Annotated in this window: 13 protein-coding genes; 3 read left to right on the forward strand and 10 right to left on the reverse strand. The window is 65.0% G+C overall.

Annotated features, from left to right (window positions below; all coding sequences use genetic code 11):
• Positions 1–72 precede the first annotated feature (72 nt).
• From IVB01_RS23390 to IVB01_RS23410, 5 genes are all read right to left on the reverse strand, one after another.
• The gene (locus tag IVB01_RS23390; protein WP_247281396.1) at positions 73–1,227 is read right to left on the reverse strand and encodes an ABC transporter substrate-binding protein; all 1,155 of its coding nucleotides are present in this window, start codon (positions 1,225–1,227) and stop codon (positions 73–75) included.
• Positions 1,228–1,304: 77 nt separating this feature from the next.
• Complete coding sequence (locus tag IVB01_RS23395; RefSeq protein WP_247281395.1) at positions 1,305–2,504, reverse strand: 2Fe-2S iron-sulfur cluster-binding protein; 1,200 nt, start codon at positions 2,502–2,504, stop codon at positions 1,305–1,307.
• Complete coding sequence (locus IVB01_RS23400) at positions 2,501–3,337, reverse strand: FAD binding domain-containing protein (RefSeq protein WP_247281394.1); 837 nt, start codon at positions 3,335–3,337, stop codon at positions 2,501–2,503. Before IVB01_RS23400 ends, IVB01_RS23395 begins: the two co-directional genes overlap by 4 nt.
• A complete protein-coding gene (locus IVB01_RS23405) occupies positions 3,334–5,724 on the reverse strand; it encodes a xanthine dehydrogenase family protein molybdopterin-binding subunit (protein ID WP_247415276.1) in 2,391 nt (796 codons plus the stop codon). Before IVB01_RS23405 ends, IVB01_RS23400 begins: the two co-directional genes overlap by 4 nt.
• Positions 5,725–5,732: 8 nt before the next feature.
• Entirely contained in the window at positions 5,733–7,010 is a 1,278-nt protein-coding gene (locus tag IVB01_RS23410; protein ID WP_247494917.1) for an amidohydrolase/deacetylase family metallohydrolase, read from the reverse strand.
• 156 nt (positions 7,011–7,166) lie between these two features.
• On the opposite strand from IVB01_RS23410, the gene IVB01_RS23415 reads away from it, so the two are divergent.
• The 3 genes from IVB01_RS23415 to IVB01_RS23425 all read left to right on the forward strand — a co-directional run bounded on the left by IVB01_RS23415 (position 7,167) and on the right by IVB01_RS23425 (position 9,984).
• A complete protein-coding gene (locus tag IVB01_RS23415; protein WP_247281391.1) occupies positions 7,167–7,661 on the forward strand; it encodes a MarR family transcriptional regulator in 495 nt (164 codons plus the stop codon).
• A 289-nt stretch (positions 7,662–7,950) separates the two neighbouring features.
• Complete coding sequence (locus IVB01_RS23420; RefSeq protein WP_247281390.1) at positions 7,951–9,369, forward strand: cytosine permease; 1,419 nt, start codon at positions 7,951–7,953, stop codon at positions 9,367–9,369.
• A gap of 162 nt (positions 9,370–9,531) precedes the next feature.
• Positions 9,532–9,984 (forward strand): acetamidase/formamidase family protein, encoded by a 453-nt coding sequence (locus IVB01_RS23425; RefSeq protein ID WP_247281389.1) that lies wholly within the window; start codon positions 9,532–9,534, stop codon positions 9,982–9,984.
• A 42-nt stretch (positions 9,985–10,026) separates the two neighbouring features.
• On the opposite strand, the gene hydA is transcribed toward IVB01_RS23425, so the two are convergent.
• Genes hydA through IVB01_RS23450 form a run of 5 tightly spaced genes read right to left on the reverse strand, consistent with a single transcriptional unit; the run spans position 10,027 to position 14,804 of the window.
• Positions 10,027–11,436, reverse strand: a complete 1,410-nt coding sequence (gene hydA, locus IVB01_RS23430) for a dihydropyrimidinase (RefSeq protein ID WP_247281388.1) — start codon at positions 11,434–11,436, stop codon at positions 10,027–10,029.
• Between the two features lie 11 nt (positions 11,437–11,447).
• Positions 11,448–12,179, reverse strand: a complete 732-nt coding sequence (locus IVB01_RS23435; protein ID WP_247281387.1) for an aspartate/glutamate racemase family protein — start codon at positions 12,177–12,179, stop codon at positions 11,448–11,450.
• Between the two features lie 9 nt (positions 12,180–12,188).
• Positions 12,189–12,965 (reverse strand): ABC transporter ATP-binding protein, encoded by a 777-nt coding sequence (locus IVB01_RS23440; RefSeq protein WP_247281386.1) that lies wholly within the window; start codon positions 12,963–12,965, stop codon positions 12,189–12,191.
• Entirely contained in the window at positions 12,965–13,816 is an 852-nt protein-coding gene (locus IVB01_RS23445; protein ID WP_247281385.1) for an ABC transporter permease, read from the reverse strand. The genes IVB01_RS23440 and IVB01_RS23445 overlap by 1 nt, the downstream gene beginning before the upstream one ends.
• Positions 13,800–14,804 (reverse strand): ABC transporter substrate-binding protein, encoded by a 1,005-nt coding sequence (locus IVB01_RS23450; RefSeq protein WP_247494918.1) that lies wholly within the window; start codon positions 14,802–14,804, stop codon positions 13,800–13,802. Before IVB01_RS23450 ends, IVB01_RS23445 begins: the two co-directional genes overlap by 17 nt.
• Positions 14,805–14,935: the final 131 nt, after the last annotated feature.

A 14,935-nucleotide genomic window follows, 5' to 3' on the forward strand; every position in this document is an offset into this window, starting at 1 on the left:
CGTCGACGAAGCGCGTTATTGTTTGAGCATGATCTTGCCGGAAAATGGCTTCACACTTTTCCGGATCATGCTCTAGAGCGTCTTCAGCTCGACCTTGCCGTCGTTGATCTCGATGAGATAGACGTTCGGCTGGCTCTGCCCGCTCTCCTTGCCCTCCGGACCAGACTTGCGGAACACGATGTCGCCGTTCAGCCCCTTGATATTGATGTCCCAGAGCGCCGCCTTGATCGCAGCCGGCTCGGCCTTGCCGGCCTTCTCGACCGCCGCCGCCGCAGTGCGGATGCCGTCATAGCCGCGAAAACTCTCGGTGCAGCCGGCGAACTCGAAACCGCGCTTCTTCCATTCCGTGATGAAATAGTTGGTGGCTTCCGGATTCGGCGTCTTGTCCGGGAACCACGGCAGGAAGGTGGTCAGATGCATGGTGCCATTGGCGGCGGCACCGGCCTGGGCGATGATCTGGTCCGGGTTCTGCGAGCCGCCGGTGGTGATGATGCGCTTCTTCAGGCCGAGCGCGGCCGCTTGCTTGAAGATCAGGGTCAGCTGATCGACCGCCGTCGTGACGATCACCGTCTCGGAATCCGAGCTCTTGATCTTGGAGAGCTGCGCGCTCATGTCCTGCGCGCCCTGGTCCATGGTCTCGACGAGGCCGATGCTGATGCCCTTGTCCTTCATCATCTTGCTGAAATCCTCGGCAGTGCCCCGGCCCCAGTCGTTGTTGATGATGAGGAAATCGACCTTCTTGAGCGCGAGCTTGTCGACGATGCCCTTGAACGCGGCGGCCTCAACCGCCGAGGGCGGCGAGATCCGGAAGACGAAGGGATTGCCCGTCGTCGTGATCTTGCCGGAGGACGAGGTTTCCACCACCATCGGGGTCTCGTATTCCATCAGCTTGGGCATCACCGCGAGCGTCAGGCTCGAGCCCCAGGCGCCCATCAGCACCGGCACCTTGTCGCTGGTGATGAGTTTTTCGGCGACGGCGGCAGCTTCCGTCGGGTTGCTCTTGTTGTCCTCGATGACGAGCTCGATCTTCTTGCCCAGGATGCCGCCCTTGGCGTTGATCTCGTCGGCGGCGATCTTCGCGCCGTTGACGACGTAGGTCCCGGAGGCCGCGAACGCGCCGGTAAGCGGCTCATTGACGCCGATCTTGATGGTCTGCGCCCCTGCCGTGCCGCCGAACAAGGCCGTCGCAAGCGCGAAGACCGGAACCAGTCCGAGTGCTCGTGTCATGTTGTCTCTCCAAATCGCACGATGTTGATGTCCAGGGTCGTCCAAGACTTCGTCACTCCACAGCGCCGGCACGCCGATCATTCCGCGCCACCTTTTCCAGTGAAGGCGCGGCCAAACATGCGCGCCAGCCCGGCGCGCGAAACGTCCGAGACAATCGACCAGCCACTGAGCTCTGCCGCGGCCACCTGCCCCGACGGCGCGCCGGCCATGTGGCGGTCGAGATTGCCCGCGAACTCCGCAACGAGCCGCTTGGCGAGATCCCGCACCAAGCCGGATCGGCCGACCTGCGCCAGCATTCCCGTGAGCGTGTACCCGATCGAGAGCTCAACCGCGGTCGCCGCGCCGCCTTCGAGCGGAAGCAGGCGATAGCGGATCTCTCCTTGCGTCGCCGAACGGCTGCGCTGGTCGGTGCCTACGCCGACGATGCGTCCCGATAGTGTTGCGGGATCGCGTTCGACGCGCGCGACGCCCTCGAAGGACGCCGCGATCGGCCCGAGCTTGACGCTGATCATGCCCTCCACGCGCTCCGGCGTTGGCGGCGCCGTGAGCGAGACGCCAGGCAGGCAGGATGCAATATCGGCGATGTCATCGAACATCGCGAGCACCTTTGTGGGTGCGTGCGGCAGCGTGAAGCTCTGATCGAGAACGGTCGCCGGAACGAAATCGGAAATTCTGACCGGTGCGGCGCCGTCTGATGCCGGCACTGAGACCCGCGGCGCAGGCTCCGGCTCGTCGCCGCCGAACATGGCTCGTCCCGATCCGGCAGGGCCGAGACTGGTCCGGCCGCCATCGGCAAGCGGCGCGATGTTGCGTGCACGCCTCGCCTCGATGACGGACTGGACGGCCCGCACAATCCCGACGTAGCCGGTACAGCGGCAGAGATTGCCGCTGAGACCGACACGGATGCGCCGCTCATCGGCATCGGGCAGACGCAGCACCAGGTCGCGCGCCGAGACCAGCATCCCAGGGGTGCAATAGCCGCACTGGAGGGCATGCTCGCGGGTGAAGGCTGCGCGCAACTCGGTCGTGACCTCGTCCTCATCGAGCCCTTCGATGGTGGTGATGTCGGCGCCCGCGCAGGTCACCGCATAGGTGATACAGGAGCGCGCCGGCACGCCGTCGAGCAACACGGTACAGGCGCCGCAGACGCCGTGCTCACAACCGAGATGGGTGCCGGTCAAGTCCAGCTTATCGCGGACGAAATCGGCCAAGCTGGTCCGCGGCTCAGCCGAGACTTCGACCGCACGGCGATTGACCTGAAGCGCGACCGTCGTCATGCCGTCGCCTCCAGGACGGCGCGCTTCAACACTCTGACATGGATGTGACGCTGCGCGGCGTCGTCGATGCCGGCTTTGGTCAGAAGGTCATCCGCGACGCGAGCGTCGAAGCGCTGCTTGTAGTCGGCCACGATCCGTCCGCCGAACAGCTCGGCGGCATCGGTGACGACGATCGGCGTCGTATCAATCGCACCGATCACGACGCGCGCCGAGGCAGCAACTGGATCGATCAGTACCGCGCCGATGGCGTGGGCGAACTCGCCGGTCTTGCGGCAGCTCTTAGCATAGCCCCAATGGGCCGAAGCCGCGCGTGACGGGACGTGAATCGCCTCGACGATTTCCCCCGCATGCAGCGCCGATTCCAGGGCGCCGACGACGAAGGCCTCGATCGCCATCGTGCGAGCGCCGGCAAGGCTGCGCAGCGTCACACGCGCACCCAGGGCCGCGAGCGACGAGATCCAGTCGGCGGCGGGATCGGCATGACTGAGCGAGCCGCCGATCGTGCCGCGGTTGCGTACCGCGCGGTATGCGATGTTGGCGGCGACGCCGCGCATGGCGCCGCGGGTCACGTCGGCCGTGCGCCCGTCCTCGATGTCGGCATGGGTGATCAAGGCGCCGAGCACGAGTTCGCCGCGAGAAACCTCGGCCCGCTTGAGCTCAGCCAGGCCGGAAATGTCCACGATCAGCTCCGGCTGCACCAGCCGCAGATTGAGCATCGGTCCGAGCGACTGGCCGCCGGCGATGATCTTTGCCGAACCGCGGCTTGCGGCCAGCATCGACAGCGCGGCGTCGAGATCGCGCGGACGCTCATAACTGAAGGGTGCCGGTTTCATGCCGCGCTCCTTTCGGCCGCGCGTGCAGCCAGCACGGCTTCGACAAGGCGATGCGGCGTGATCGGCGACTGCATCAGCTCGACGCCGAGCGGACGCAGCGCGTCGTTGACCGCGTTGGCGATGGCGGCCGGCGGCGCAATCGCGCCGCCCTCGCCGATGCCCTTCACGCCGAACTGCGTGTAAGGCGACGGCGTCTCCATGTGGTCCAGGCGCGCCGCCGGAACCTCGGTCGGGCCCGGCAGCAGATAGTCGGCGAGCGTCGTCGCCAGCGGCTGGCCGGAGGCATCAAATGGCATCTCCTCGTAGAGCGCGGTGCCGATGCCCTGCGCCAGACCGCCATAGATCTGGCCGTCAACGACGAGCGGATTGACCAGCACGCCGCCGTCTTCGACGATCACATAATCCAGAATTTCGACTACGCCGAGATCAGGATCGACTGCGACGACGGCCGCATGCGCGGCATAGCTGAAGGTGCCGCTGTCGCGCACCGGCTTGTAGCCTTGCGTCACCTCCAGCCCGCCGGCATCGACGTCGGCCGGCAAGTCTTGCGGACGGCGATACCAGGCGTGGGCGATCGCCCTCAGGCTGACACTGCCGTTGACGCCACGTACCTCGCCGTTCTGCAACACCACCGAGGCGGGGTCATGCTGCAACAGCTTGGCGCCGATGCGCCTTGCGCGTTCGCCGAGCTCGCGGCAAGCCGTCGCCACCGCGCCGCCGGCCATCACCATAGAGCGTGAGCCCCAGGTTCCGGTCGAATAGGGCGTCATCGCGGTGTCGCCGAGGACGATGCGGATCTTTGCAACGTCGACGCCGAGGATCTCGTGCGCGACCTGGGCAAGCGTCGTTTCCATGCCCTGCCCATGCGAATGCACACCGACGCGCAATTCGAGGCCGCCGTCCGGCGTCAAGCGTGCCGAGGCCTGCTCGTGACCTGGCACCATGGGGATGCCCCAGCCGGAATAGACCGACGTGCCGTGCGCCGCCTGCTCGCAATAGATGGAGACGCCGACGCCGATGCGGCGTCCGTCAACCTCGCCCAGCCTCTGTTTGGCACGAATGGAGTCGATGTCGATGGCGGCGAGCGCGCGCCGCATCGCTTCGGGGTAATCGCCGCTGTCAAAGTGCTTCCTGGTGATGTTGTCGAACGGCATCTGTTCCGGCAGCACCAGGTTGCGCAGCCGCACCTCGCCTGGCTCGAGCCCGGCTTCGGCCGCCACGAGATCAAGCATCAGCTCCAGCGCGAAGCAGACGCCGGTGCGCGCGACGCCGCGATACGGCAGGATCGGGCATTTGTTGGTAGCAACCGAGAAGGTGCGGCAGCGATAGGCCGGCATCTTGTAAGGGCCGGGCAAAATGCTCGCGACCTGCGCGGCCTCGAGACAGGCCGAGAACGGATAGGACGAGTAGGCCCCGGAATCCACGGTCGCCTCGCAATCGATGCCGCGCAGCGTGCCGTCACGGTCCGCATAGACCGTGATCCTGTAATGATGCTCGCGGCAATTGGAGCTGGCGACGAGATGCTCGCGGCGATCTTCCAGCCAGCGCACGGGATGGCCGTTACGCATGGTCAGCCAGGACAGGCAGACCTCTTCCGGCAGCAGAATGCCCTTGTGGCCAAAGCCGCCACCAACATCGGGCGAGATGACGCGGATCTGGCCCTCCTCCATGCCGAGGGATTCGGCAAGGCCGCTGCGGGTGATGTGTGGCATCTGTGCCGCGGAATGCAGCGTGAGCTGATCGAGCCGTCGGTCGAAGGTCGCAACCACGCCGCGGCCCTCCAGTGGCGACATGCATTGCCGCGCCGTCGAGATCTCGCGTGTCACCTTGATCGGCGCATCGAGCGCGGCGGAGATGTCGACCTCGTAATTAGTCTCGAGGAAGACGTTGTCGCCCCAATGCTCATGCACCAGCGCCGAGCCGGGCTCGCGCGCCTTCAGCATGTCGGTGACCGCGGACAGCTCCTCCAGATCGAGCGTCACGGAGGCCGCGATATCCTCGGCCTCGGCGCGCGTTGGCGCAAGGCACATCGCAACGAGCTCGCCGACCTGGCGCACCTTGCCGGTGGCGAGCACCGGTTGTTCGGATATCTTGAAGCCCGGCAGCCCCGATACCGCGCGGATCGGCTTGATCCCGACGAGATCGGCCGCCGTGAACACGCTGCCGCGATAACGCTCGGGCACGTGGATGCCGCAGATGCGCGCATGCGCCATCGGGCTGCGCACGAAGGCGACGTCCTGAAGGCCCGCGAGCCTGATGTCGGCGACGTATTGGCCGCGGCCGCGCATCAGGCGGTCATCCTCCTTCCGCGGCAACCGTGCGCCAACGCCCTGCCCGGACTTGCAAGGAAACTCTCGCTCGTTGCGCACGCCGGCGTTCTCCCTCACCAACGGCCTTATGCCGCGACGGCCTGCGGCAGGATCGGTGCGACCGCGTCGAAGCGCGTGCCGGCGCGCAGGCAGAAGGCCGGCTGCAGCAGGCGGTCGGCGATGATCTCGTTCTTCTCGTTGTCCTTCAGGACGAACCGGCCGTTCTTCTCCGTGAGCACGGAGATGTCGGCACCCATGCCGACCTTGAGCGCGCCGATCTCCTCGCTGCGGCCAAGCATCTTTGCGGGATTGGAGGTGACCATCGGCACTACCTGCTCCAGCGACAGACCGAGCGCCATCATCGAGCTCATTGCCTGCACCAGACTGAACTTGGCCTGTCCTGCGAACGGATGGTTCTCCTCGTGCTCGTGCTGGTCGGGCGTTCCGGCCGGCGCGGGCACATGCGTGTTGTAGCCGTGAATATCGGCGCCGAGCGTGGTCGGAATGATGCCGGCGGCAATCGCCTTCTTGGCGAGCCGGTAAGAGAAGTGGCTACCGTGACCGACATCGACCTTCAGGCCGCGGTCGAGCGCGGCCTGAATCACCGGATGCACCTCACCCTCGCGGTTGACGAAGCCGCCGGGATGACGCGTGAACGGATGAGCGAGAACATCGCCTTCACGCAAGAGCGGGATCACGCGCGTAAGAATCGTGTCGGCATCCTCGCCATTGGCGCCGCTTTCGGGCAGGCCCCAGAGCTGGCCGAAATGCACGTAGACCGGAAGATCCGCGCGCCTGCCGATCTCCGCCGCCATCTCGATGACGCGAATGCCCCAGCGCGCGAAACCGCCGATCTCGGCATGCGCCTTAATGCCGCGTACAATGTCGAGATTGGCCGTCGCCGCCTTGACCGCGGCGTCAATGTCGACGCCATCGGGACTGTAGAGCTGCGGATAGAAGTGCCCTTCGAGGCCGCCGACGAGGTAGGCGGACAGAAAGGCATAAACTCGTGAGGCCGCGGGCTCCGCGATGAAGTGACGAAAACCGGGCAGCGTCATGCAGGACGGGCCGCCCTGGTCGACCAGCGTCGTCACGCCCGACTGCACGCCGACCATGTCGGGATTCATGCCGAAGCGGCCGGAGACATATTGATAGACATGGGCGTGGGTGTCGATCAGCCCGGGTAGCACCAGCTTGCCGCCGACGTCGACGACCTCCTTGGCGCTGGTCGGCAGAATGTCGGACGCGACGGCTGCAATCCTGCCGTTGCGGATAGCGAGGTCCTTGATGCCATCAACGCCGGAAGCCGGACAGATCACGCGACCGCCTCGCAGCAGAAGGTCGAAGCTGGCAGTAACGGACATGGGCGCTCTCCTCTCCTTGAACGAGCGACAGCATCGCCCAATTACGAAGCATGCTTCGCATTTTGGATGAAGCAAACTCCGTGCCATGATCCGGAGGTGGCGAGCGGGTTCGAATCGAGCTAAGCGCGGCAGGGATTTGGATTGGGAGAGCGTGCATTGCGGCAGGCGAAGACACGTCGCGGCGGGAGCAGGCACCGCCCTTGGCCCTTGTCGCAACGACCCGGATATCTGATCCGCCGGCTGCACCAGATTCACGTAGCACTGTTTCAGGAGGCCTGCGGCGCGTTCGAGGTCACGCCGCTGCAATACAGCCTTCTCACGGCATTGGCGGTGCGTGAAATCGCCGATCAGACCACTTTGGCGGCCGATATAGCCCTCGACCGCACCACCACGACCGGCGCATTGAAACGTCTCGCGGCACGAAACCTGATCGAGCGCGCGGTCAACAAGGACGATCGACGGGCGCGCCTGTGCCGATTGACGCCGGCCGGCGCAGCCTTACTGGTCAAGATCGAGGGCGCGGCGCGACGAGCGCATCGGGCAACGCTGGGGGATCTCAGCGATCGGGAACAGGCGCAGTTCATCGAAATGATGCAGCGCATCGTGGCCGGCCACCCCAGTCGCGACAGTGCCACTGCCTTATTCGATTAGACGCAGTTGCTGCGCTTTTGAGTTGGGCTGCTCAATTTATCATCGTACCCGCTGCTCAGCCATGCAACGTCCCTTGCCTCTCGCCCACTGGCTCGCGCAGAGGATCGCCACCTCGTAGTTCCGGCGGCCAACTTACACGTGAGGTCGAGGCGCGCTTGAGAATCCAACAGCAATCCGACGCAAGCGAGGCTCCATCCGGCATCGATGCAGGCCCTGCTCCGGCCGGCCACAACCGATGGCACGATTTATGCTGCGAGGATGCGAAGCGTGCTTCGTATTGGGGGATGTCATGACGGATTCCGAACTTCGCGCTGATCTTCACAGCATCGAGCCAATTCCCGATGCGGACCGGGACTCAACCGGGCCGCAGCAGATGTGGATCTGGGCCGGCGCCAACATCGCGCCGGTGAACTGGGCGCTCGGCGCGCTCGGCATCATCCTCAAGCTTGGCCTGATGGAGACGATCGCGGTCATCGTGCTCGGCAACATCGTCGGCTGCGCGATCTTCGCGACCTTCACGGTGATGGGGCACAAGACCGGCGTCAATCAGATGGTGCTGAGCCGGTCCGCGTTCGGGGTCCGCGCCGCCTATCTGCCGAGCATCCTGATGTTCCTGATGACGCTGGGCTGGATCGGGGTAAACACCTATTTCCCGGTGAAGGTGTCGATGGGCATCCTCGGGCAGTTCGGCATTCCCGACACCTGGGCGGTCGAGATCGTCGTCATCACGCTGGTCATGGCCGCGCAGGTCCTGATCGGAATCTACGGCTTCTACGCGATACGCACCTTCGAAAAGTACACGGTACCGCCGACCATCGCCATCATGGTGCTGATGAGCGTGTTGGCATGGACGCGCCCGGGTGTCGTCAACTGGAACTTGACGACCTCGCTGCCTCCGGGTGCACATCTGGCGATGCTGACGCTGCTGACGACCGCGATCGGGGTCGGCTGGGGCATTTCCTGGGTGACCTGGGCCTCCGACTATTCGCGCTTCGTGCCGCGCAGCACGTCGTCGAAGGCCGTGTTCTGGTACAGCTATGTCGGCATGTTCGTGCCGACGGTCTGGCTCGGCATCCTCGGCGCGACCATCGCCTCGACGACGCTGGACACCGATCCTGCAAAAATGGTCAGCGCGGTGTTCGGCGGGCCCGTCAGCATCCTCGTCCTGCTGATGGTGCTGCACGGCCCGATCGCCACCAATATCCTCAACGTCTATTCGGCGACATTGGCAGCGCTGAGCGCGGGGCTGAAGTTCTCGCGCTTCTGGCTTACCGTCATCGTCGGCATCGCCGGCTATCTGGTTACGCTGTATTTCATCTTCGCGCCGTCTTTCGCAAAAGCGTTCGACAACTGGATGATCAGCCTGCTCTTATGGATGAGCCCGTGGGCCGGGGTGGTGCTGGCCGACTTCTTCATCAAGCGGAAGGGCAAGATCGACATCGCCGAGCTCTATCGCTCGCCGGAGACCAGCGCCTATGGCGACATCAACTGGGCCGGCATGATCGCCTTCCTTGCGGGCCTCGTTGCCGGATGGCTGGTTGAAGACGGCCTCGTCGGCGCGCTGCAGGGGCCAATCTCGATCAACCTGCTCGGCGGTGCCGACCTGAGCTGGCTATTCGGCATCGGGGTCTCGGGCTTCGTCTATCTCGGGCTCGGCAAGCTCTCGACCTCACCCTCCTCCATCGTTGCGAGCGGCGCAGGCAGATAGCAGCGGCAGTGACGGTCGATTCATGGACTACGTTCTGCGATCCATTCCCGGAAACATCCAGTGGGGGCTCTGGGACGGACGACCGCGCGCGTAACCCTGGGGAGAGGAGCTGCCGCTATCCACGGCAATTTCGGCGTCGCCTCGCCGCCGGGCTGAGGCCGGATGTCCTCGAAGGAGCCGCGGGCATTCGGCGGCAACATGGACAACAAGGAGCTCGGCGCTGGCAGCACGCTTTACTTTCCCGTCTTCGTGCTGGGCGCGCTGTTCTCCGCCAGCGACGGCCATGCGCTCCAGGGCGATTGCGAGGTCTGCCTGACGGCGATCAAGGCCGCGCTCACCGGCACCGTCGAATTCCACGTCCGGCGCGATCTTCGCCTCGCCTCCCCGCGCGCGGAAACCGCAGTCGACTGGATCGCGATGGGGTTCAATGAAGACCTCGAGGATGCGGCCAAGGCGGCGCTGCGCGACATGATCGCGCTGATCCGCGAGAGGAGCGGCCTCAGCGCGCAGGACGCCTATACGCTGTGTTCGATCGCCGCCGATCTCAGAGTTACGCAGATGGTCGACGGCAACAAGGGCGGCCACTGCGTCCTGGCAAAATCCCGCATGCCCTGACCGCGTCCTTCGCTCGACCAGGCGCCGCGAGAGCGCGCCTGGTCAGATCAGGCTCGACTTGCCGCGGCTCAGCACCTCACCCGAGCCTTTGTCGCCGACGATCTCGCCCTGGTCGTACACGATCCGGCCGCGGGCAATGGTGGTGACGGGCCAACCGGTGACATCAAAGCCTTCCCAGGGCGTATAGTCCGAGCCGTGGTGAAGATCGGCCTGCTGAATCTTCTTCTTGAGCTTGGGGTCCCACAGCACGATATCGGCATCGAAGCCGACGCCGATCGAGCCTTTGCGCGGATAGAGGCCGTAGATGCGGGCGTGGTTGGTTGCGGTCAGCTCGACGAATTTTTGCAAGGTGATGCGGCCCTTCGAAACACCTTCCGAGAACAGGATCGGCAGCCGGGTCTCGACGCCGGGAATGCCGTTCGGGACCCAGCGGAACGAGGTACGAGCGTTCGGCGTCAGCTTGCCCTTGGGATCGTCGTAGCGGAACGGGCAATGATCGGACGAGAAGGTCTGGAACACGCCTGATGTGATGCCCTCCCAGATCGCCTGCTGGCTTTCGACATCGCGTGGCGGCGGCGAGCAGACATATTTCGCGCCCGTAATGTCCATGTTGAGGCCCTTCATGTCATCAGCCGTCAGCGTGATGTATTGCGGGCAGGTCTCCGCATGCACCGGCAATCCGCGCTGCTGTGCCCAGCGCACCTGCTCCATCGCCTCGCGGCCGGAGACGTGCACGATCATGATGGGAACGCCGATCACCTCGGCATGGCTGATGGCGCGATGCGTCGCCTCGCGCTCGACGGCCTGAGGCCGCGAGGCGCCGTGATAGTAAGGGGCAATGTGGCCCTCGCGCTCGAGCTTATTGGTGAGGAAACGGATGGCGTCATAGCCCTCGCAATGGACCATCACTAGCGCCTGCTCGCGGCGGGCGACCTCGAAGACCTCGAGCAGCTGCTTGTCGCTGAGTACGAGGTCGTCATAGGTCATGAACACCTTGAAGGAGGTGTAGCCGTCCTTGACCAGGGCCGGCAGCTCCTGCCCGAGCACCACCGCGGTCGGATCGGAGATGATGAGATGGAACGCGGTGTCGATATAGCATTCGCCTTCGGCGAGCTTGCGGTAGTTCTCGACGCAGGTGCGCAGCGAGGTGCCCTTCTCCTGTAGCGCGAAGGGCAGCACCATGGTGTTGCCGCCGGCAGCCGCCGCGCGCGTCGCTGAGGCGAAGTCGTCGGCCATCACCACGTCCGGGCCAGAGGCTTGCGAGATGTGGACGTGGCTGTCGATGCCGCCCGGCAGTGCCAACAGGCCCGTCGCGTCGATCTCGCGCGCGGCACCCTCGATGCGATCGGCAATGCTGACGATGCGGCCGTCGCGAATGCCGATATCGGCGCGAAACTCGTCGCTGGCGGTCACGATGGTGCCGCCGCGAATGGCGAGATCGAACTGCATCACTTGCGCCTCCGTCACTTGATGACCGCTGATGTCTGGAATATGCGGCCCCACCCCGCAAGGGCCCTGATGTCGCCGCCGGCGAGGCCGAGAGTCCGCCACAACGTGACCGCGACCGAGTCGAGAACAGCGACATCCAATTCCCGTTCGAGCGAGGCCGCAAGCGCCGCACCATCGAGATTGGTGCAGAGGATGACGATCGCATCTGCCCCCTCCGCCGCCACGGCGCGAATCACGTCCGCAATGGTCGCCGGCGCGACCTCGCCAAAGGAGAAATTGTCGCGCAGGCCGAGGTGCCGCTCGGCGTGCGGGATGATCCCCTCCTCGGCCCAGACGTCGGCGATGCGCCGCTGCACATCGTCCGTATATGGCGAGACCAGGCCGACGCGCTTGGCGCCGAGCGCGCGGGCGGCATCGATGCAGGCGAGCGTCGACGTCGTCGCCGGCTTGCCTGTGCGAGCCGTAATCGCCTCGCACAGGCTCCGGTCGCGGCCGACGCCGAGCCAGCTTGCGGAAGTGCCATTCCAGGCAATCGCGTCGACCTTGGCATCGGCCAGCAGGTCCGCGGCCGGCAGCATCACCGAGGCATCGAACTGGCTCAGCGCAGCGGCGTCGAGCGCAATCTCGGTGACGCGAAAGCGCGAGAAATGTGCGGTGACATCAGCCACGCCATGCAGCATGGCGCTGGTGACGGGCTCGAGCACCGAGTTGGAGGACGGCGTGATCATGCCGAGACGCTTGCGCATGGCGATACCTTACGACGCCTGCGCAAGCCGCGTCGACTCCTCCCGGATCAAAGCCAGGATGTGGCGCTTGGCGTCGTTGAATTCGGGGCTGGTGATGTCACGCGGTCGCGGCAGATCGAAATTGACGGCCTCGCGGATCCGGCCCGGCCGCCTGGTCATCACCACGATCTTGTTGCCGAGCACCAGGGCCTCGTCGACGCTGTGGGTGACGAACACGATGGTGCAGCGGCGCTTCTGCCAGATCGCGACCAGCTCCTCCTGCATTTCGAGCTTGGTCTGGGCATCCAGCGCAGCGAACGGCTCGTCCATCAGGATCACGCTCGGGTTCATCAGCAGCGCGCGGGCGATGCCGACCCGCTGGTTCATGCCGCCCGACATTTCGGAGGGATGATGATGCTCGAAGCCGCGCAGGCCGACGAGATCGATGAACTCCATGGCGTGGTCGTGGCGCTCGGTCTTGGCGACGCCCTTCAGCTTGAGGTGGAAGGCGACGTTGTCGATCGCCGTCAGCCACGGCATCAGCGTCGGCTGCTGGAACACGACACCGCGGTCCGAGCCCGGGCGCTCCACCTGCTTGCCGTCGACCAGCGTGCGGCCGGAGGTCGCCTGCTCGAATCCGGCGATGATGTTGAGGAGGGTCGACTTGCCGCAGCCGGAAGGGCCGAGCAAGCAGACGAAGTCGTTGGCCTCGATGTCGAGATTGATGTTGTCCAGCGTCAGCAGGTCGCGACCGCGCCGCTTGTCCGAGAACACCTTGACGATGTTGCGAAGCTCGATTGCCGCCATCAGCGCGCCCTGCCCTGCACGGTGGTCGTCTGCTGCCAGCGCAGCGTGCGCGCCATGATCGCCTTGAGCCCGAGGTCGGAGAGATAGCCGAGCAGCCCGATCGAGATCATCGCAGCCAGCACGATGTCGTAGCGCAGGAAGTAGTAGGAATCCCAGAGCACGTAGCCGAGGCCGCTCTTGACCGCGACCATCTCGGCCGTGACCGTCAGCATCCAGGCCGAGCCGACCGCGATACGTAGCCCTGCGAAGATCGAGGGCAGCGCCGCCGGCAGCACGATGTCGGTCAGCATCTGCCGGCCATTGGCGCCCATCATCGCACCGGCGCGGACCAGATTGTGATCCACGGTCTTCACGCCATGGATGCTGTTCATCAGCACCGGGAAGAAGGCGCCGAGGAAGACCAGGAAGATCGCGGGCTTGTCGGCGATGCCGAACCAGATGATGGCCAGCGGGATCCAGGACACCGGCGGGATCGGGCGGAGCATCTGCAGCGTCGGCTCCAGCGTCTTCTCGAACAAGCGCGACCAGCCGATCGCGACGCCCGCGAGGATGCCGAGGAGGCTCGCCAGCGCAAAGCCGCCGAACACGCGAAGCGCGCTGGCAAGCGCGTCGCGCAGCCAGTGCCCGGAATAGGTCTGCGTGGTCTCGTCGAAGCCGAACACCCAATCGCCGAGCGCATGCAGCACCGCGCTGGGCGCCGGCAGCAGCGCGGGCGGAAGCATGCCGCTGCGGGCAAAGGCCTCCCAGCCCGCGATCAGCAGCGCAGGCACAACGAGGCGTTCGAGCCCCTGGAATGCCCGCGTCAGCCGAAACGCCGGCCTGACCGGCGAGACGTCAGTAACCGAGGTCATTCTTGGCTTTTCCGGTGGCCTGCTCCAGGAACGAATAGTCGATGTTCTTCTCCGCGTCCGCGGAAACGTCCTTCGAAATGTATTTGAGGTCACGCATCATCGCGGCAATCGCCAGCGTTTGCGAGCGATGGATCGCGGGATCGGGCGAGGCATTCTTCAGCGCCTCAGTCGCGACAGTCTTGTCGAGGCCGGTGAGCTTGTTGATGGCCTCGACCCATGGCGCCTTGTCGGCGATCAGCTTGTTGTCGAGCTCGACCACGGCGCCGACGACGCCCTGGACGCCGGCGCGCTGACTCGCGATCACATCCGAACGCGTGACGATCAGATTCGTGAGATTTCCCGCAGCCTGCTCATACGGCAGCACAAAATGCTTGCCGGCGCCGGCGAGCCGGATCTGTGAGGCGAACGGCTCGACCGAGCAGATCATGTCGACCTCGCCGCGCTGGAGCGCGGCGAGATGATCTGACGGATTGGGGATGTTGATGAACTGGATGTCCTTGTTGGGATCGACGCCCTGCTTGAGGAATGCGCCGCGCATGTGGATGTCCTGGGCATTACCGCGGGACGCCGCGATCTTGAGCGGCTGACCGTCGCCCTTCGCCTTCGCAACGGTCGTCTTGAACGTCGCCCAGTCCTCAGGGGGAAGGTTCAGTTTCACGGAGGAGAGGCATTCCGAGCCGCCATTGATCTGGCCTGAGACGGCGACGACGTCGAAACCTTTGTCGAGCGCTGTGATGTAATGGAGATAGGTCACCTGCGCGACGTCGATGCTCTTCGAGACCAGGGCGGTGAGCACGTCATTGCCGGAGTTGAAGCCGGTGGCCTCGACCTCGACGCCCTTCGCCATCCCCGGGATCAGCGACATCGGCAGGCAGTGCGCGCATTTGGCGTAGCCGAGCTTGATCTTCGCGGCTTGCGCGGAGGCGAGATCGCTTCCGCCAAGCATTGCCGCCATCACCACGAGGCCCAGTCGCAAACTCGTCCGCATCACCTGCTCCGTTTCGAATGCGCGGGATCTCGCGCGTCAGAAACGATCATCCGCCGCCCTTAGCCACAACGCAATCCAGTTTCTGCATGCTGCATACAATTTGCGCGCTATGCCATTGTTTTCAGCGAGAT

This window comes from Bradyrhizobium sp. 164, from assembly GCF_023073715.1.
Lineage (GTDB): Bacteria > Pseudomonadota > Alphaproteobacteria > Rhizobiales > Xanthobacteraceae > Bradyrhizobium.